The 18175-nt window shown below is 74.9% G+C and carries 16 protein-coding genes; 4 read left to right on the forward strand and 12 right to left on the reverse strand.

What is annotated here, in order from left to right:
* Positions 1-15: 15 nt before the first annotated feature.
* From ACFW6P_RS00595 to ACFW6P_RS00640, 10 genes are all read right to left on the reverse strand, one after another.
* The gene (locus tag ACFW6P_RS00595; RefSeq protein ID WP_386350238.1) at positions 16-624 is read right to left on the reverse strand and encodes a hypothetical protein; all 609 of its coding nucleotides are present in this window, start codon (positions 622-624) and stop codon (positions 16-18) included.
* Complete coding sequence (locus tag ACFW6P_RS00600; RefSeq protein WP_386350240.1) at positions 590-1417, reverse strand: FkbM family methyltransferase; 828 nt, start codon at positions 1415-1417, stop codon at positions 590-592. The genes ACFW6P_RS00595 and ACFW6P_RS00600 overlap by 35 nt, the downstream gene beginning before the upstream one ends.
* Positions 1414-1635, reverse strand: a complete 222-nt coding sequence (locus ACFW6P_RS00605; RefSeq protein ID WP_386350243.1) for a Trm112 family protein — start codon at positions 1633-1635, stop codon at positions 1414-1416. Before ACFW6P_RS00605 ends, ACFW6P_RS00600 begins: the two co-directional genes overlap by 4 nt.
* Positions 1632-2537 carry a hypothetical protein gene (locus ACFW6P_RS00610; protein WP_386350358.1) on the reverse strand — a complete coding sequence of 302 codons (906 nt, stop codon included), beginning with the start codon at positions 2535-2537 and terminating at the stop codon, positions 1632-1634. Before ACFW6P_RS00610 ends, ACFW6P_RS00605 begins: the two co-directional genes overlap by 4 nt.
* Positions 2538-2552: 15 nt before the next feature.
* Positions 2553-3299, reverse strand: coding sequence for a class I SAM-dependent methyltransferase (locus ACFW6P_RS00615; protein ID WP_386350246.1), 747 nt, complete (start codon positions 3297-3299; stop codon positions 2553-2555).
* On the reverse strand, positions 3296-4543 hold the full coding sequence (locus ACFW6P_RS00620; RefSeq protein ID WP_386350249.1) for a condensation protein: 1248 nt from the start codon (positions 4541-4543) through the stop codon (positions 3296-3298). Before ACFW6P_RS00620 ends, ACFW6P_RS00615 begins: the two co-directional genes overlap by 4 nt.
* A complete protein-coding gene (locus tag ACFW6P_RS00625) occupies positions 4540-8712 on the reverse strand; it encodes an alpha-(1->3)-arabinofuranosyltransferase family protein (RefSeq protein WP_386422450.1) in 4173 nt (1390 codons plus the stop codon). The genes ACFW6P_RS00620 and ACFW6P_RS00625 overlap by 4 nt, the downstream gene beginning before the upstream one ends.
* Positions 8709-9434 (reverse strand): class I SAM-dependent methyltransferase, encoded by a 726-nt coding sequence (locus ACFW6P_RS00630; RefSeq protein ID WP_386350255.1) that lies wholly within the window; start codon positions 9432-9434, stop codon positions 8709-8711. The genes ACFW6P_RS00625 and ACFW6P_RS00630 overlap by 4 nt, the downstream gene beginning before the upstream one ends.
* Positions 9431-10621 carry a glycosyltransferase family 4 protein gene (locus ACFW6P_RS00635; RefSeq protein WP_386350258.1) on the reverse strand — a complete coding sequence of 397 codons (1191 nt, stop codon included), beginning with the start codon at positions 10619-10621 and terminating at the stop codon, positions 9431-9433. Before ACFW6P_RS00635 ends, ACFW6P_RS00630 begins: the two co-directional genes overlap by 4 nt.
* Positions 10622-10835: 214 nt before the next feature.
* A complete protein-coding gene (locus ACFW6P_RS00640) occupies positions 10836-11831 on the reverse strand; it encodes a DUF3068 domain-containing protein (protein WP_386350261.1) in 996 nt (331 codons plus the stop codon).
* 215 nt (positions 11832-12046) lie between these two features.
* Here ACFW6P_RS00640 and ACFW6P_RS00645 point away from each other — a divergent pair, with 215 nt between their 5' ends.
* The 4 genes from ACFW6P_RS00645 (at position 12047) to ACFW6P_RS00660 (ending at position 15237) form a co-directional block, all read left to right on the forward strand.
* Entirely contained in the window at positions 12047-12199 is a 153-nt protein-coding gene (locus ACFW6P_RS00645; protein WP_386350264.1) for a hypothetical protein, read from the forward strand.
* Positions 12200-12202: 3 nt separating this feature from the next.
* Entirely contained in the window at positions 12203-13456 is a 1254-nt protein-coding gene (locus ACFW6P_RS00650; RefSeq protein WP_386422453.1) for a PucR family transcriptional regulator, read from the forward strand.
* A gap of 159 nt (positions 13457-13615) precedes the next feature.
* Positions 13616-14389, forward strand: a complete 774-nt coding sequence (locus ACFW6P_RS00655; RefSeq protein ID WP_386422455.1) for an IclR family transcriptional regulator — start codon at positions 13616-13618, stop codon at positions 14387-14389.
* On the forward strand, positions 14386-15237 hold the full coding sequence (locus ACFW6P_RS00660; protein ID WP_386422458.1) for an SMP-30/gluconolactonase/LRE family protein: 852 nt from the start codon (positions 14386-14388) through the stop codon (positions 15235-15237). Before ACFW6P_RS00655 ends, ACFW6P_RS00660 begins: the two co-directional genes overlap by 4 nt.
* Positions 15238-15286: 49 nt before the next feature.
* On the opposite strand, the gene ACFW6P_RS00665 is transcribed toward ACFW6P_RS00660, so the two are convergent.
* Positions 15287-16684: an FAD-dependent oxidoreductase gene (locus ACFW6P_RS00665; protein ID WP_386350275.1), complete on the reverse strand. Its 1398-nt coding sequence runs from the start codon at positions 16682-16684 to the stop codon at positions 15287-15289.
* A gap of 282 nt (positions 16685-16966) precedes the next feature.
* Positions 16967-18172 carry a DUF6545 domain-containing protein gene (locus ACFW6P_RS00670; protein WP_386422598.1) on the reverse strand — a complete coding sequence of 402 codons (1206 nt, stop codon included), beginning with the start codon at positions 18170-18172 and terminating at the stop codon, positions 16967-16969.
* Positions 18173-18175 lie beyond the last annotated feature (3 nt).

The raw sequence follows: 18175 nt of genomic DNA on the forward strand, positions 1-18175 counted from the left end.
CCGGGACGCCTGCCCTCAGCCCGGCCGGCCCGTGACCGCCACCCGCTGCAGCAGCCCCCAGGTGAACTCGGCGACGACCTCCCGCCGCACGCCCCGCGCGTCCGGCGCGGTGAACGCCAGACCCCACCGGGTGGGTGCCGTGCCCTCCAGGGGGCGGGCAGGGGCGAAGCCGCGGGAGGCCTCGTCGACCGTGCAGGACCAGGGGGTGAGGTCGTCGAGCGTGCGCAGTTCGGGGCCCGCGGTGCCCGGGGCGCGGACCAGCCACTCGTTCCACACCGCGCCGTTCGGGGCGGTCAGCACCTCGAAGCGCAGGCCGGGCCAGAGGGGCACCGGCCACAGCCACGCCTCGCAGTCGAGGTCGCCGATCCGGCGCGGCGTACGCGACTCCGGTTGGCCCAGCACCGCACGGTATCGGGACAAGGGCGCGCGGGAGCGCGGGGAGCGGACCATCGCCTGCCAGCGCCGGTTGGCCTCCCGCATGTCCGCGATCGACACCCCCAGCGCTCGGCGGGCGTCCTCCACCGGGCCGGGGTTGTGGTCGGCCATGCGGCGCAGCAGCACCAGCTGGAAGTCGAGCGGGGTGAAGGGCCTAGCGGGGCGTTTCGCGGAGGGCATGGGACCCATCGTCGCCCACCGTGGCCCGGCCCGGGCGGCGGCCGTCGGGGAGGAACAGCACGGAGTTGACGTAGCGCGGCCCCCTGAGCACGGACGAGGGCAGCACCCGGCGCAGCAGGCCGTGCGAGACCACGTGGGAGGCACCCGCCTGGTGGTCCTCCAGGGGGAAACCGGCCAGCGGCAGCCAGCTGTCGCCGGGCAGCACCCAGCCCGCGTAGCCCAGCAGGGACAGGTACGTCACCACCGGCCCGATCGGCTGGATGCGGGACTCCAGCTCCACGAACAGGGCCGGCCGGTCACGGGCCAGCAGACCCGTCGCTCCGCGCAGCACCGCGGCCTCGCTGCCGTCCACGTCGATCTTGATGAAGCCCACGTCGCGCAGCGCCAGGTCGTCCAGCGTGACGCAGGGGACGTCCAGCGCCCGCCCGTGGATGTCGCGCCGGACCAGCGAGGACACGCCCCGGTCTCCCGAGTCGCCGGCCGGCAGCCACAGCCGGGCGATGCCCGGGCGGTCCGAGGCCGCCGCGCGCACCACGCGGACGTTCCGCGGGGCACCGGCGGCCAGCAGCCGGGCCAGATGCGGCACCGGCTCGATCGTCACGACGCGCTCGGCGCGGCCCGACAGCCGGTGCGTCCACGGCCCGTACCAGCCGCCCACGTCCACCGCCGTGCCGCAGCCGGGCGGCAGCAGCTCGGCGAGCCGGGCCAGCTCCGGTTCGAACCGGGGGTAGAGCGCCCGGGCCGTCGCGGCCACCAGGCGGGTGGGCAGGAGGGGCGCGAGGCGGGCGGCCAGGCTGGTCACGGCGCCATCCTCGTGAGGAGCTCCTCGTGCACGTCGTCCGGGACCTGCTCGCCCGAGGACGGCAGCAGCTGCGGAATGCCGTCGATCACCGGGTAGCGGCGGCGCAGCCGCGGGTTGTACAGCGCCTCCTCCTGCCCGGCCTCCTCGGCCAGCAGGTGCAGCGGGCCCTTGTCGAGCGGGCAGGCCAGGATCTTCAGCAGCGGGTCGTCGGGGTTCATGGGGAGGCCAACTCCTCGGCGTGGTCGTCCGGTCGGTGAGCGGTGTCGTGCTTGGGCATGGTCAGCAGCACGGCCACCGCCAGGGCCGTGCCCGCCACCCGCAGGGCCAGGCGCAGCGGTTCGTCCGGCAGGGACTCGCCGAACGACAGCGTGCCGAGCACCGCCGTGAACAGGGACGTCACGGTCGTGCACACCGGCACGATCAGCGAGGCCCGGCAGCGCTGCAGCGCCGCCTGCGACATCACCAGGCCGAACACGCCGGTGAACAGCAGCAGATACGGATACGGGGAGCTCAGCAGGTCCAGCAGCGCACCACCGGTTCCGCTGGTCGTCAGGTGGCCGGAGACGCCCTTGATGGCCAGCGAGCTGACCCCGTAGAGCAGGCCCACGGCCATGCCGTACTCGACGCCGGTCGTCGGGCGGCGGTGCCGGTTGCGGGTGCGCCGCTCGGCGGAGCCGTACAGCCACACCCCGGCCGCCAGGGACGGCACGCACACCAGCAGGATCAGCCGGTGGGGCGCGTCCCGGCCGGCGGTGTCGGAGCCCTCGCGCAGGGACAGCACCACCATCAGCAGCGCCAGCAGGATCGCGCCGAGCGCGTACCGCTCCCGGCCGCTGGTCTCCTCCCCGAGCAGCCGGGCCGACAGCAGCACCAGCAGCACCAGACCGGAGACGAAGATGCCCTGGGCGGCGGCGATCGGCAGCGTCCGGTAGACGACGAGCTGGGCGGCGAGACCGGCGGCGAGGGCGAGGGAGCCGCCGATCCACAGGGGGCTGCCGAGGACCAGGCGCAGCAGCCGGGCGGGCTGCCGGACCGTCACCTCGGGCAGCGCGGTCAGGGCCCGCTTCTCCAGCACGAAACCCACGCTGTACAGGGTGTTCGCCAGCAGCGCCGCGGCCACTCCCCACCACACGGGCTACGTCCTCCGGGCGTGCAGCAGCAGGATCGACGCGAGCTGCGGCCGGACACAGGCCAGCCGGTCCAGCGGCCGCAGCGGACGCGGTACGCCGTGGAAGGGGGCGCCTTCGAGCCGGACGACACCGAACCCGGACGCGGCGACGAACTCCCCGAGGGCGCGCGGCGTGTACAGCCGCAGGTGGCCCACGACCTCCGTGCCCGGGCGGCCGTGGACGCCGCGCAGGCTGACCTCCGAGAACACCGGCTGCACCCCGGCCAGCAGCAGGGCCCGGTTGTACCAGGCGGCCAGGTTCGGGGTGGACAGCATCAGGTGGCCGCCGGGCCGCAGCACCCGCCGGATCTCGTCGAGCGCGGCGTCCGGGTCGACGAGGTGCTCGATCACCTCGCTGAACAGCACGGCGTCGGCCGATCCGGACGCGAACGGCAGCCCGCCGCCGGTGAGTTCGCCCCGGACCGCGTGGGGGATGCGGGTGCGGGCGCGTCGGAGGGCGTCCTGGGACCAGTCGACGCCGACGAGGCGGTGGCCGGGCAGGAGCGGGGCGGCGGTCGCGGCGGCGGTGCCGTCCCCGCAGCCGATGTCGAGGATCGTGCGGGGGCCCGTCCTCCCGTCGCCGCCCAGGGCCCTTGCCAGCATGCGGGCCTGGCGGAGGCTGCGCGGGGTGCCGGAGGCGACCGGCACGGCCGGGTTCTCGTAGAAGTCGCGGAGGTCCTTCGGGGGTGGTGCGGTGGTCCGTGCGGCCGTCATGGGGTGGCCTCCGTGGTGTGCAGGTGGTGCTCGAAGAGGTCGCGCAGACGGGCGCCGTCGCCGTCGCCGAGCAGGGAGCGCGACCAGCGCAGGGCGAGGTGGAGGCGGCCGGCGGTGGAGGCGGTGGTCACGGTCAGGCCGCGGGGCATCCGGGCGGGTGCCGAGAACCAGACCGCCCGGGCGCGGCCCGCCTCCTCGCCGAAGTCCAGCGGGTAGGGGACGCGGCCGATGTTGCTGAGCAGGGTCGTCGACGTCCAGGGGGCGGCCGCCCTGCGCAGCGTGCGGGTGAGGGCGGCCCGGGCGGCGACCGGTGCCCAGGGGGCGGTGAGGAGGACGGCGCCGTGGCCGAGCTGGGGGCGAGGCAGGGACTTCAGGGCGCGGGTCCGCTCCGCGGTGCGGCGCAGCAGCGCGGGCAGGTCCGGGTCGTGCAGCTCGGCGGGGGTGAAGGGGACCTCGACCAGGCGGGTGCCGTTGCCGATGGGCATCGTGGTGTCACGGGGCCGGTCGTCCACGGGCATGGTGATGCGCAGCGGGCGGGGCTGGGATCCGCGGTCCCTGTTCCAGTGCGCGATGGTCAGCGCGGTGGCGACCATGAGCTGGTCGTTGACGGTGCAGGGCGCGCCCTTGGGGCGGTGCGGCAGGGGCAGTTCGGTCACCAGCATGCCGTTGCCGGGGGACGGGTCCGGGGTGCCCGGCGCCACCCGGGCGGGTGGTGCCCAGTGCGCCGGGACGTCCGGTGCCTCCCGCGGTGCCGTGGGGGCCCGGGTCGGGGGCGCCGCGGGGGAGTTGTCCCGGCCTCCGTACAGCTCGGCGGCCGTCGCCAGGACGCGCAGGCAGGCCGGGCCGTCCAGGGCGGTGTGGTGGACGGTGAGGACCAGGACCGAGCCCACGGCCTCCAGTCGTACGGGCGGGGACAGCGACAGCGGCGGTGCCTCGGCCAGGGCCCGGGCCCGCGCGTCGCGCAGCGCGTGGGGGCCCGCCGGGGCGAAGGTCACCACCTCCGCGTCCGGCCCGCCCGTCAGCTCCCACTCGTAGCGCCGCCGGTACCACGGCCCGCGGGCCTCCCGCATCAGGATCCGCGGGTGCCGGTGCAGCGCCTCGACGAAGGACGTGCGCAGGCGCGCCGGGTCGAGCGGGCCGGGCAGGTGGACCTCGATGTGGACGGTCTCCGGCTCCTGTTCCCGCAGGCAGTGCCGCGAGACCTCGTCCACCACGGGGAACGGGACGCGTACGGGTGCCGTCATGGGGCCTTGCCCTCTTCCTCGTCCGTCCGGGGCGACCGCCGGGTCGGCGTCTGTGGCGACGGCCCTTCGCGCACACTCACCAGCGCCGCGAACAGGCCGATCAGCGCGAGCAGTTGGGCCAGGTGACCGAAGGCCCCCTCGCCCGCCCCCACCGGTTCCCCGGCGCCGGACGCGGCCACGGCGCCCGCGCCCGCCAGGGCGGCGAAGGCGACCGGCACCAGCAGCGCGTGCCGCCGCGCGGCGAGCAGGGCCAGCGCCGGGACCAGCAGCGCGAACCAGCCCGCGATCACCACGGCGACCAGCGTCAGCGCCACCGTGCCGAGCCACAGGCCGGGCGGCGGCGGGGCCGGCTGCGGGGCGTCCGGGCTGGGCGCGCGGCGGCGCCGGAGGGCCAGGCCCAGCAGGACCGCGATGCCCGCGCCGCTGCCGATCAGCCCGGCGTCGTAGGTCGTGGCGGGCTCGTAGGACAGCTCGATCGTGCCGCCCGCCCCGGCCGGGATCCGCCAGCCCTGCTGCCAGCCGTCCAGCCGCAGCGGGGTCAGCTCCTCGCCGTCGAGCGTGGCCCGCCAGCCGTCGTTGACGTTCTCGTAGGTGGTGAGGTACGAGGCGGCGCCCGAGCCGACCGTCACCGTGCGCCGGTCGCCCAGCCAGTCCCGGACGCGCAGGTCCCGCCCGGCCGTGGAAGCCTCCGGGACCGTGCCGCGGGTGAGGGTCACGTCCGTGAGCGCGAGCGGGCCGGCGTCGCCGCCCTCCAGCCGGTGCTCGCCCGCGGACAGCGGCACCGCACTGTCGGCACGACCCTCCTGACAGAGCGTCACCTCCATGCCCCGGCGCTCCACCAGGTCCCGCACGGTGCCCTCCGCGCCGGTCCGGTACAGCTCGCCGTCCAGCGCCACGTCCGGGCCCTTGCCGCACGGCAGGGAGAAGGTCCGGGTGCCGTCCGGCTGCGGGGTGCGGTACGAGTCGAGGGAGGGGAGATAGGCCTCGGTCAGGCCCACGGGCAGTCGCAGGTCCTCGTCGACGACCGGGTTGTGCAGGGTCAGCGGGGCCGTCTCGGTGATCGTGATGTCGAGGCGGTCGGTGGTGAGGGGCGGGAAGCGCACCCAGCCGTTCTCGTCGACACCGGCGATCGCCGCGCCGTCCGGGGAGCCGATGTGCACTTCCGCGGCCCGGGTCGACAGGCCGCCCGCGGGGGCCAGGACCAGTTCGCCGACCGGCTGCTCGCCCTCCCAGCGCAGATGGATCGTGGGCCGGTCCCCGGCGATCCACGCCGTGGTCAGGTCGCCGTCGGTGAGGTTGCGCGCCCCGAGGCCCGCGCCGAGGCGCGCGGTGGAGTCGGCGGTGGCGACGATCCGGGCCCGCTGCTCGGGCGCGACCTCGTACAGCAGCTCGTCGAGTTCCGTGCCCGGCACCGGCACCGCGCGCGCCTTCACCTCGAACGTCCCGGCGGAGGGCGTGGTGAAGCGGCGGTGCAGACCGGCCTCGGTGCCGGTCGCGGACAGGCCGGTCGGGTCGGAGGCGCGGTGCAGGGAGACGACGGTGGCGCCCGTGGTGGCCCGGTCCGCGTCGGACGGCAGCCGCAGCAGCCGGGTCACCTGCACGTCGGGCAGGGCGATCTCGGAGAAGCCCGCGCCCGTCAGCCCGGCCTTGCGCTCCACCGCGTCCACGATCGTCAGCCTCATCCACCGGGTCCGCCCCTCGGGCGCCTTGATCCGCTGGGTCGTTCCGTTGGGCCGCAGGAAGCTCGTCCGCTCGCCCTTCTCGGTCTCCACCCGCACCCTGGTCGCCGCCGCCCGCACGCTCGCCTGCGGCAGCGGCGTGACCTCGAAGGAGGACGGCATGGCGTAGGGGCCGGTGAAGCCGATGCGCAGCCACTGCCCGTCCGGCGTGTCGGGCGCGCCCTCCGCCCAGGCGGTGTCCGGGTCGCCGTCGAAGGCGTTCACCGGGTCGTACTGCGGCAGGTGGAACAGCCAGTTGCCGTACGAGGAGGCCGACACCGACGCGGCACCGCGCAGTTCGGCCACCGTCTGGTGCCCGGTGCCCGCGGCCGGCAGGATCTGGCGCGGTTCCTCACCCGGGTCCTGCTGCGCCCCGGACGCGTTGCGCTCGTCACGCGTGTACGTGTACGAGGTGTTGGCGTTGACCAGCCCGAACCGGGTGTCGGCCCGCCGCAGCCCGTCGCCCACGACCTGCACGGCGGGGGTGCCGAGCCCGGGATGGTCGTCGCCGGTCAGCACGGCCGGCCGGCCGCGCAGCCGCGACGCCAGCGGCAGCAGCGCCTCCGGCCCGCCGGACACCACGGCGGTGCCGGCGACCGGCAGCACCCCGGCAGGCCCGGGCCGGACGACGTCGGCACCGGCGGGCCGGTAGATCTCCACGGCCCGCTGCCGCGGGTACAGCCCCTCCACCTGGAGCGGCGCGTCCTGCGGGATCCGGCCGCCGGTCATCACCGGCCCGAGCCCCGTCACCCGCTCGTACCCGGACTGCTCGAGCGTCCGCTTGACGGTCGTGGTCGGCACGTAGCCGATCTGGTCGGGGTCGAGGTCGTTGCGCACGACGACGTGGTACAGCCCGGCCCGGCTCAGGTAGTCGGCGAGGCCCGGCACCTCGGCACCGGACATCAGCGCCTGCTCGACGGCGTCCATCGCGCGCCGGTTGCCGGGCGTGCCGAACGGCACGTGGTCCCGCTGCGCCCAGCGCGATCCGGCGAGCACGTCGAGCGGCTGGTCGATGGGGGAGCCCCAGGTGTAGAGACCGTGCGCGGTCGCCGGGACGACCAGGGCGCGGGAGTCGGGCGAGTACTCCTCCAGCCAGTCGGCCGTGGCCTGCCAGTAGGCCGGGAGCTCGCGGAACGAACCCGGGTTGAGGATCGAGCCGTTGAGGTACGGCCAGACGAGCCCCGGCAGGACCAGCACGGCCGCGACCAGCGGGGCGAAACGCCGTCCGCGCACCGGCCGGGCCCCGCGCGGCTCGGCCGCCACGCCCACCAGATGGGCCAGGCCCAGCACCAGGGCCAGGGCGAGCCCCGTCTGGAACTTGTAGATGTTCCGGAACGGCGACAGCCACCCGTCCAGCCAGCCCTGCACGACCCCGTGGAACGGCGCCCCGAACGCCCCGCCGTACCCGGCGAGCAGCACCAGCGCCGTCACCAGCACCGTCAGCACCAGCCAGCGCCGCTCGGGCATGTCCCGCCGGGCGAGCCCGGCCAGGCCCAGTCCGGCGGCCAGCGCCGAGCACACGATCACCACCACCGACGAGGCCACGGTCCAGCCGGCCGGCAGCCACGCCTCACCGAAGTGCAGGTAGGCGACCCAGTTCCCGGCGCCGCGCAGCGCCTCGGCCGCCGACATGGTGCCGGTGGTCGTCTCCGCGGTCTCTATGTAGGGGAGGAAGTTCTCGCCGTGGACGCCGAGCAGCAGCAACGGCACCCACCACCAGGCCGTCACCACGGCCACGGCCGGCGCCCACCAGGCGATCAGCCCGCGCATCCGCGGCCCCGGCGGCCGGGACAGCAGGTACAGCCCGGCCGGCAGCAGGGACGCCAGCGTCGCCGAGGCGTTCACCCCGCCCATGAACGGCACGAGCAGCGCCGACCGCAGCGCCGCGACCCGGGCCGTGTACCGCTCGTCCGCCAGCGGCAGCAGCACCCACGGCAGGAACGCCCCGGGCAGCGCCGCGGCCGACGTCGAGCCGACGACGGTCGTGAACAGCGGCCACAGCGCGTACGCCGAGGCCCCCAGCAGGCGGGACGCCGAGCTGCCCACCCGCAGCCGCTCGGCCAGCCGCAGCGCCCCCCAGAAGGCGACGGACACGACGACCGACAGCCACAGCCGCTCCGCCAGCCACACCGGCAGCCGCACGAGGCCGCACAGCCAGTGGAACGGCAGCATCGGCCACAGGTAGCCGACGTACTGGTCCTGGATGCCGCCGAACCCGGCCCGGTCGTGCCACAACTGCCCCAGGTCGGCGAGGAACCGGCCCGGGTCGACCGTGACACCGAGCTTGGTGTCGAAGGTCTGCCGCCCCGGCCGCACCGCGAGGAACAGCGTGAACACCGCGGCCCAGAACCCCAGCAGCCAGCGACGCGACCGGGGGCCTTCGGGCGGGCCCGCCGCGGCCGCGGTGGTGGGGACGGCTGCCGGGGGAGGAGCCTGGACCGTGGTCGTCATGGGGGACACCGCCGCAGAATGAGGAGGAGGTTCCAGGTGGCGAACTCGCGGAGGCCGGGCGCCTTGACGACGGCCTCCGCGAGGAAGGGCCAGTAGCGGGAGCGCGCCGAGACGACCGTGACGTCGTCGCGGGCACGCACCTGCCGCAGGGTGGGGCCGATGTGCACCGCGAACAGGTTCTCGCCGCGGGTGTGCTTGGCGGGCCTGCCGGTCCGCCGCGCGTGACGGGCCCGGGCCCGTTCGGCGCCGAAGTAGTGCCACGGGGCCCACTCGTGCCCGCCCCACGGCGACAGCCAGTTGGTGAACGACACGTAGATCAGCCCGCCCGGCCGCGTCACCCGCACCAGCTCGCTGAGGAACGTCGCCGGGTCGGCCACGTGCTCCAGCACGTTGGAGGAGAAGGTGACGTCGGCGACGCCGTCCCTCAGCGGCAGCAGGTAGCCGTCGGCGACGACGGCCGACTCGGGCGGCCTCTCGCCCAGTTCCGCCCGGTCGGGCTCGAAGAGGTGGGCCTGCGCGCCGCGCCGCCGGAACTCCTCGGTGAAGTACCCGCCACCGCCGCCGACGTCCAGCACGGTCCGTCCGGCGACGGGCCCGTCGCAGGCCTCGACCTGGTCGACGGCGTCGCGGGCGAGCAGCGCGTAGCAGCCCCGGGGATCGTCCTGCTCCCGGAGGAAGGCGCGGAACAGCGCGAGGGACCTGCGCAGGGAGGGGTCCTTCACGGAGCCCAGCCCCGCACCGCCTCCGCGGCGACGGCACCGAACTGCCGCACCGTGCGCTCCCACCGGAACCGGGCCGCCCGCTCCCGCGCCGCCTCGCCCATCAGCTCCCGCCGCCGCCCGGACAGGGCGAGCGCGCACCAGGCCGCCGCGAACGAGGACTCGCCCCGGGCGAGGACGCCGGTCTCCCCGTCGGCCACGGAGTCCTTCAGGCCCGGCACGTCGAAGGCGACCGCCGGCGTCTCGCGGGCCGCCGCCTCCGTCACGACCAGCCCCCACCCCTCCACGGCGGAGGGGTGCAGCAGCAGCCAGGCCGCGCACAGCAGCCGGTGCTTCTCGGCCTCCGGCACGTACCCGGTGAACTCCACACCAGGTCCGGCCAGTCGCTCGAGACGGCTCCGCTCGGGCCCGTCCCCGACGATCACCAGCCGCCCGCCGGTCACCGGACGCACCCGCTCCCACAGCCGCAGCAGGAGATCGATCCGCTTGTACTCGACGAGCCGCCCGACGGCGACGAACAGCGGCTCCGGTGACCGGTCGGCCCGCGGGCCCGGCTCCTCGACCCCGTTGTGCACGACCCGGATGCGCTCCCGCTCGACCCCGATGGCCCGCAGCGCGTGCGCGGTCGAGGAGGACACGGCGACCAGCAGACCGCGCCGGCGCGCCCCGGTCAGCGCCCAGTGCTCGAGCCGTCGGCCGATCCGGGCCGCCGGGGCCAGCGGACCGCCGAAGCGCATCGGCCACAGGTCGGTGTGGACGTGGTTGACCAGGCACAGCGTCGGTCCCCGGTGCCACAGCGGCGCCAGGTACGGCATGCCGTTGCACACCTCGACCAGCAGATCGCAGTCCCCGACCTGCCGGGCGAAGGCCGACCGGGCGCGCAGGTAGTGCCCGTAGGGACCGCCGGCCGACACGACACGGTAGTCGCGGAGGGGGGCACCTCCCTGCTCGAGCGGAGCCGGGAGCTCGCAGGACGCGGGCCCTCCGCACAGCAGGGTCACCTGGTGGCCCTGCCGGGCCAGTCCGTCGGCGAGCCGGTCGACCAGCAGCTCGGAGCCGCCGGCGGAGGGATTGCCCAGATCACGATGGGCGAGGAAGACGATCCGGCGCGGATGCGGGGGGAGCGCCGGGGGGTGCTGCGGCGCGCTGGGGGACACGGCGCGCAGCGGGGACGGCACGTGCTGGGGCATGGGTGCTCCAACTCGTCTCGGGGTGCGGGACTCCGCGTGGGGGAAACGGTGGGGTGGGTCGTCGCAGGGGGCGGCCTGTGGGGGCCTGAGCTCTTCCTGGGAGGGGGGTGGGGACGGGATGTGCCCGGGTGGGGTTGGACAGTTTTCGCCCGGACGTTCCCCGCGGCTACTCACCGACGTGACAAGTTCGGGCTTTGTTGCAGCTGACGTCACATCACATCGTGAGGGTGGGCCGGGGCGTAGCGGCCGTATCGGTCGGAACGGGGTGTTCCGGCTCCTTCCGTCCACGGGCCACCAGAACGCCGCCCACCACCGCGAGCACCAGCCCGGCCAGTCCGGCACCGATCGGCAACGTCGTGCCGAGCAGGCGCAGTTGGCCGCTGTCCCGCTTCGCCTGCCGTACCGCCTCCCGCTGCGTCGCGGTGGTGAAGGCGACCTTCCGGCTGTCCAGCAGCACCGCAGCGTCCTTTGTCCCGCCCGGCGCCCGCAGGGTCCGCCTCGGCCCGGTCCGCGCGTACAGAACCCGGCCCGTGGCCTGGTCGACGACCAGTTCGAAGCCGTGGTTGGCGTACCACTCCTCGGCCAGCACCTGCGGCCGCTCCGGCCGGCCGACGAGGGTGCCGGGCACCATCCGGGTGCCGGTCCTGGTGGGTTCCACCGAGCCGGTGAACCGGTACCCCGTGTAGCCCTGGACCTTCCCCGTGCCCCGGTAGCGCAGCACGACCGTGTCGCCGAGGGTGTTGTCCCACCACTGGTAGGACCGTTTCTGCACGTCGAAGGGGAACTTCAGGTACGCCTCGCCCTCGATGGAGGGCTTCTCCCCGCAGCAGTGCACGGGCCGGGTGGTCCTGCGGTCCATCACCCAGCGGTGCGGCGTGAAGTCCAGCGCGTCGTGCGGATCGGCGGCCGGCAGCGTCTCGTCCGTGTCGACCGTGGTCGTCACGTCCCAGACGGCGTTGCCGCTGCGCTCGCTCGCCTCGACGTCGCCCCGCACGCGCTGCGTCACGGTGATGTTCCGGCCGGGCACCGTCTCGATCCGGTCGGTGTCGAAGACGCTGCCCTTGCCGGTGTAGACGGCGGTCGTGTCGATGTCGATCGGGTTCACCGCTGCACGCGGCTGCACGTACCAGGCGAGCAGGGGTGCCAGCACCAGCAGGAACGTGCCGAGACCCAGCAGGAACAGGGAAAAGGGAGAGGCTGTACGGCGCATCCGGGCACTCCAGTGGCTTGGGACGGCTCGACGTACGAGGGGGCCGGCACGGCGGCGGAGACGGCGCGTGCGGCCGGGCCGGGAACCGTAGGCCGCTCTTGACGGGGTGTCAATGCTTGTCGAGACTGGGCCCGACAGGCAGGGACGGGACGCCCGGGGTGGGGCGACCTCCGGACGACCTCCGGACGCATCCGGACAGAGAGGCTGACCCTGCGATGTCCAGACTGCTCGCCGCGGCGCTCACCGTCGCGCTGGCCGCCGCCCTCGCCGTGGGCGCCGCGCTCGGCGTGGTCGCGCTGCTCGAAGCGACGCCCGACCAGCCCGACACCCCCCTGATCACGTACGAGCGGGCCGGGCAGGGGAGCTGACGGATGACGGCCGCCCGCACCGCAATCGTCACCCCCCTGTCGGCCTGGCTCGACGTACCGCGCCACCAGGTGCGCCGGTTCGCGGCGATCGCCATGGCCGAGGCGCCCGAACTGGCCGAGGAGATCCTCCGCGAGATCCAGCGGGAGTACCCCCATCTGCCCGTCGTCCTCGACGACTCCGGCGAGCCCATGGCCCTGGTGGGCATCCGCCGTGCCATCGAGGTCTTCGTGCAGCACCTGGAGCGCTCGGAGGGACGCCCGACCGTCCCGCCCGGCGTCTTCCAGGACTTCGGCCGAGGCGAGGGCCTCAACGGCCGCTCCCTCGACTCCCTCCAGGCCGTCTACCGCATGGGCGTACGCCTGGCCTGGCGCTGCTTCGCCGACATCGGCCAGCGCGTGGAGATCCCGCCCCCGGCGATGTACGAACTCGTCGACGCGGGCTACGAGTACCTCGACGGCCTGGTCGACCAGTCGGTACGCGGCTACGCCGAGGCGGCTGCCCGCCAGGCAGGCGAACGCCTGCGCCTGCAGCGCCGCCTGATGGAACTGCTCCTCGCCGACCACCACCGCGGCGACCCCACCGAGGCCCTCGCCGAACGCGCGGCCCGCATCGGCTGGCCCCTGCCGGTGAAGGTCGCCGTCGGCGTCCTGCTCCGACCCGCCCGCGAGGCCATGGCCCCCGCGGTCGGCCAGGGCGTCCTGCTCGACATGGAGAACGAGCAGCCCCGCATGGTCGTCCCCGAACCGGACGCGGCTGGCCGCCACGAACTGCTGCACCGCGCCCTGACCGGCTGGTCCGGTGCGATCGGCCCGCCCGTCCCGCTCGCCGAGGCGGCGAAGTCGCTGCGCTGGGCCGAGGCGGCGGTACGCCTGATGGAACGCGGGCTGCTCCCCTCCGGCGAGGTCCTCCTGTGCACCGAGCACACCGAGGCCCTGGTCCTCCTCCAGCCGGAGGAGCTGATCGACGACCTGGCCCTGCGCTGCCTGGCCCCCCTGTCCCACTGCGGCCCCACCCACGGCCGCCGCCTCGCGGAAACCCTCCTGGCCTGGCTGGAGACCCGCGGCGGCGCCCCCGAGGTCGCGACCCGCCTCGGCGTCCACCCCCAGACGGTCCGCTACCGCCTCCGCCAGATCCGCGAACTGTGGGGCGACGAGATCGACGACCCGGACCGCCGCTTCGAACTGGAACTGGTGCTGCGGGCAGAGCGGTTGCGGGGGGAGCTGGGGGTGGTGCGGGGGCGGCGGGACCACGGCTGACCGTTCCGCCCTCATGCGGCCGGGTGCGGCGGGCAAGCCCCGGGTGTGCCTCTGCCCGTTGCCCGCCCCCACCTCTATGGCTAGCCTGTGTTCGTCATGCCGATCGCCTGTTGACATATCGAACGCGGGCGCTGAGACACCCTAGGGAGGGGGCCGGTCGTGGGACGCCTGGTACCTGCCGTGACCCGGGCTCTCGACATTCTCGAGCTCTTTCTCGACGCGGACGGGTCGCTCTCCGCCCCCGACATCGTGCGCAGGCTGCAGTTGCCGCGTACCAGCGTGCACGAGCTGGTGACCACGCTCGCCGCCCGGAAGTACATCGTCCCCGTGCCCGGCCAGCCGGGACGCTACCGGCTCGGGGTGCGCCCGTACCAGCTCGGTGCCCGCTACGCCGAGCAGCTCGACCTCGCCGCCGAGGGCCGGCACGTCGCCCGGTCCGTCGCCGAGACCTGCGACGAGACGGTGCACGTGGCGATCCTCGAGGACACGGACGTCATCTACATCGCCAAGGTCGACTCCACGCACGCCGTGCGCATGGTGTCGGCGGCCGGCCGGCGGCTGCCCGCCCACTGCACCTCCGTCGGCAAGATGCTCCTGGCCTCCCTTCCCGAGCACGAGCTCGCCGCGCGGATCCCGGACGGCGCCGAGCTGGTCGCGATGACCCCGAACAGCATCACCGACCCGGCCGCCCTGCGCGAGACCCTGGCCGGGATCCGCGAGCGGGGCGTCGCCGTGGAGAACCGCGAGTCCAACCCGGACGTGAGCTGCGTGGCCGCCCCGGTGCGCGACCGCACCGGGCAGGTCGTCGCCGCCCTGTCGATCTCCGTTCCCATGATCCGCTGGACCGAGGAGCGCCGGGCCGAGCTGGAGCAGCTCGCCGCGAAGGGCGCCGCCGAGCTGTCCGAGCACCTCGGCCACCGGAGCCCGGCATGACGACGGGGCCGTACGAGGTCGCCGTACGCGCCGAGGCCGAGCTCGGGGAGGGCCCGACCTGGGACGCGGCGGCCGGCCGGCTGCTGTGGATCGACCTCCTCGGCTGCCGTGTGCACACCTTCGACCCCGCCACCGGACGCCGCGGCACCCGGCGCACCGAGCAGCACATCGGCGCCGTCAAACCACGCGCCGGCGGCGGCCTGGTGCTGAACCTGCGGGACGGGGTCGGCCTGCTCGACCCCGACGGCGGCTTCCGCTGGCTGCACCGCGAGCCGGTCCCCGGCCGTCGCGCCAACGACGCGGCGGTCGCGCCCGACGGCTCCCTGTGGGCGGGCACCATGCGCTACGACGAGGCGCCGGGCGGCGGCACGCTGTCCCGCCTCACCGGCGACGGCACGGTCGAGGTCGTCCTGGACGACGTCGCCGTCAGCAACGGCACGGGCTGGAGCCCCGACGGGCGCCTCATGTACTACATCGACTCCCCGACGCGCCGGATCGACGTCTTCGACCACGCGGACGGACGGCTGGGCAACCGCCGGGCCCTCGCCGTGATCGAGGACGGCGCGGGCTTCCCGGACGGCCTGACGGTGGACGCCGACGGATGCGTGTGGGTCGCGCTGTGGCAGGGCTCGGCGGTACGGCGCTACACGCCCGGCGGCGATCTGGACCGCGTGATCGAGTTCCCGGTGCCCCTGGTGACGGCCTGCGCCTTCGGCGGAGCCGCACTGTCCGACCTCTACGTCACCACGGCCCGCGTGAGCCTGCCCCGGCCCCCCGCCCTGGCGGGCTCCCTGTTCGTGATCCCCGCGGCGGGCCGGGGTCTGCCCCAGCCCGCGTTCGCCGGCTGACCGCGGGCGGGCCCGCGCCAGGAGCCGAGGGCGGCTTGCCGCCCCCGGCTCAGCGGCCCGTGCGGTCAAGTTTCCGCAGCAGGGCCCTCTCCTGTTCCGTCAGCGGCGGTCCCGCCGCCGGCAGCGGCGGCCCGCTCAGGGTGGCCAGGACGGTCGACGGCCGCAGCAGCCGCGCGGGCCCGGTCGTCATGCTCATCACGTCCCAGAGCGCCGACGCCGCGGTGTACGAGCCGGCCGCCGTGCGCATCAGGCGGCGGGTATAGGGGGTGACCAGGCGGTCGGCCACCCCGGGCGAGCCCCCTCGCGTGCCCGGGAACCAGACGTCCTGACTCACCGCCATCGTCCACGCCGCCTGCACCGGCGAGGCCGCCCCGCGCTGCACGCGCCGGGCCAGCCCCCGACCGCAGAGCCCCGCCCGCCGCAGTTCGCCGTGCAGTACCCGGGCGCCCAGCGCCGCCACCGACATGCCCTGCCCGTAGGCCGGGTTGAAGGTGGCCAGCGCGTCACCCAGCACGACGAGGCGTTCGGGCCAGTGGCGGGTCTTCTCCAGGTGCCGCCGGTGGTTGCTGGTGCTGCGGCTGACGTGGACCTCGGTGAGCGGTTCGGCGCCGGAGATCAGCCGGCCCACGAGGGGGTCGGGCAGGTCCAGGGTGTACCGGAGGAACGCGTCCGGGTCCTTCGGGGGTTCGCCGCCGCCCCGCGTCCCGGCGAGGCTCACCATCCAGCGGTCGCCCTCGATGGGCATCACCATCCCGCTGCGGCCGGGCCTGCCCTGGTAGGGGTCGGCCTGCACCATGGTCAGGGGGAAGTGTTCGGCGCCCTCGGGGGTGCGGTAGAGGCGGGTGGCGTTCACCAGACCGGCGTCCACCGTCGTCTCGCGCACGTCCCGGAGGCCCAGCCCGGCCAGCCAGCTGACGACCCGTGAGCCGCGCCCGCTCGCGTCCACCACGAAGTCGGCGGCGAGCTCCTCCTCCCCGGCGGCGTCCGACAGCCGGACCCCGGTGACCCGCTCACGCGACCCCGTCAGCCCCAGCACCCGGCCCTTGCGGATCACCACCTGGGTGCTCGAGAGCACCGCGTCCCGTATCACCCAGTCGAGCAGGGCCCGGGTGCACGTCAGCATCCGGGGGCCGGGATGGCGCCAGCGCCGCAGCCAGCCCTCGGGGGTGAGGGCGACCATGCCCCAGCCGAGCGGGATCTCGTGCGCGCCGGCGGCGACGAGGTGCTTGCGCACGCCCACCCCCGGCACCAGGTCCTCCATCGCGGCCAGACCGCCGGCCATCAGCAGATGCGCGTGGCGCCCCTGCGGGAGCCCCTTGCGGTGCTCCGGACCCTCGGGCAGATCGTCGCGGTCGAGCACGACCACCTCGTCCGCCGCGGTGGACAGGGCGGCCGCGGCCAGCATGCCGGCCAGACCCGCACCGATGACGACAGCTCTACGCGACATGCGACCCCTCGCACTCGGCCATGAAGACTCCCCCCGCCCTGAAGGCATTGCCCGACGCCGGTCCGCCGGCACCGGGAACCGGTCACGAAGCCGCGGAGCCACGCAGGCCTTCGGCTCCGAGAGGCATGGACCGCGCCGGAAGCTCTCACCGTACCTTCACGCCCCGTGTTCGCGCCCCCCTGTGCGCGAACGGCCGTCACGACGGTCCGTCACTCTCCCCCCGCAGCGGGCGCCGGGTGCCGTCCGCGGGGCGCGGCGCCCGGACTGCGGCCGTCAGGCCGGTCAGCCGGCGAGCGAGTGGCCGTCCGTCCGCGCCTCCATGCGGGCGCGCACCTCCCGGATGCCGTCGGTGTCGCGCAGGGCGCGGGACACCGCCCCGATCTCCCGCAGGAGTTCGGTGGCGTCGCGCGACTCCGCACCGTCGTCCTCGCGCCGGTGGTTGCGGGCGTCGATCGCGTCCAGGATGGCCACGGTGAAGGCGAGGGCCCTGGCCCGGTCCGGGGGGTGGCCGAGGGCGACGGCGGCGTCGTGGGACCGCTCGCGCCGCTCCTCGTCGATGTACCGCGCGAGCGGCAGCAGGGCGTCCCGGATGAACGTCTCCCGGCGGACCAGCCGCAGTTCCGGGGTGGCGCGCAGCAGGAAGGGGACGCCGCCGCCGTTGACCGTCCTCATGAGCAGGTACAGCGGCCGCAGTTCGTGGCAGGCCAGCCGGACGTGCCAGCGGCCGTGCAGATACTGCCCGGCGTGCGGGAAGATGAAGCCCACCGCGATCAGGATGGCGGACAGGCACGCGATGGGCGGCGCGACGGCGGTGCTCAGCCAGTCCAGGTTCCCCCCGGCCCAGCGCGCCCCCACGGCGGTGAGTTTGGCCGCGTCGAAGACCAGCTGCAGCGCGTAGCCGACGCCGAGGAACTTCAGGCCCCAGCGCAGCAGGGAGTCCAGCCCGTCGGTGCGGATCCAGTTCCAGACCAGCACGTTGGTGACCAGGACGGCCACGGTGTGCGCGAGCAGGTAGAGCAGGATCATCTCGCGCATGTACGGGGTGTTGGCGTAGTACGTGTCGAGGTCCCACAGCCGCTCCTCGGGCACGTCCGCGAGGGCGAACAGCACCCACATGGCGGCGATCACGCAGGAGTAGACGGCCATCACCCCGCGCATGGCCCGGCGGGTACGGGCCGAGCGGTCGGACAGGCCGTTGCGCCAGGTGATGATCAGCAGCAGGCAGCAGGCGCAGAAGGCGGTGAGGAGCGAGTAGACCCAGGGGCCGGAGAAGTTCGCCACCCCGGTCAGCCGGTTGATCCGGACGATGGTCGACGGCGCCAGGAACACGAACACCGCGCAGGCGAGCAGCAGCAGCCCGCCGACCGCCCGCAGCATCGGGTCACTCCACAGCCGGATGATGCTGGGCAGCTTGATGGCGAGGGCGGCGGCCAGGATCCCGGCGGGGATCCACCAGAACGTCGGATAGAACTCGTTGACGAACTCCATCGG

Origin of the sequence: Streptomyces sp. NPDC058741 (assembly GCF_042746715.1) — a bacterium.
GTDB lineage: Bacteria > Actinomycetota > Actinomycetes > Streptomycetales > Streptomycetaceae > Streptomyces.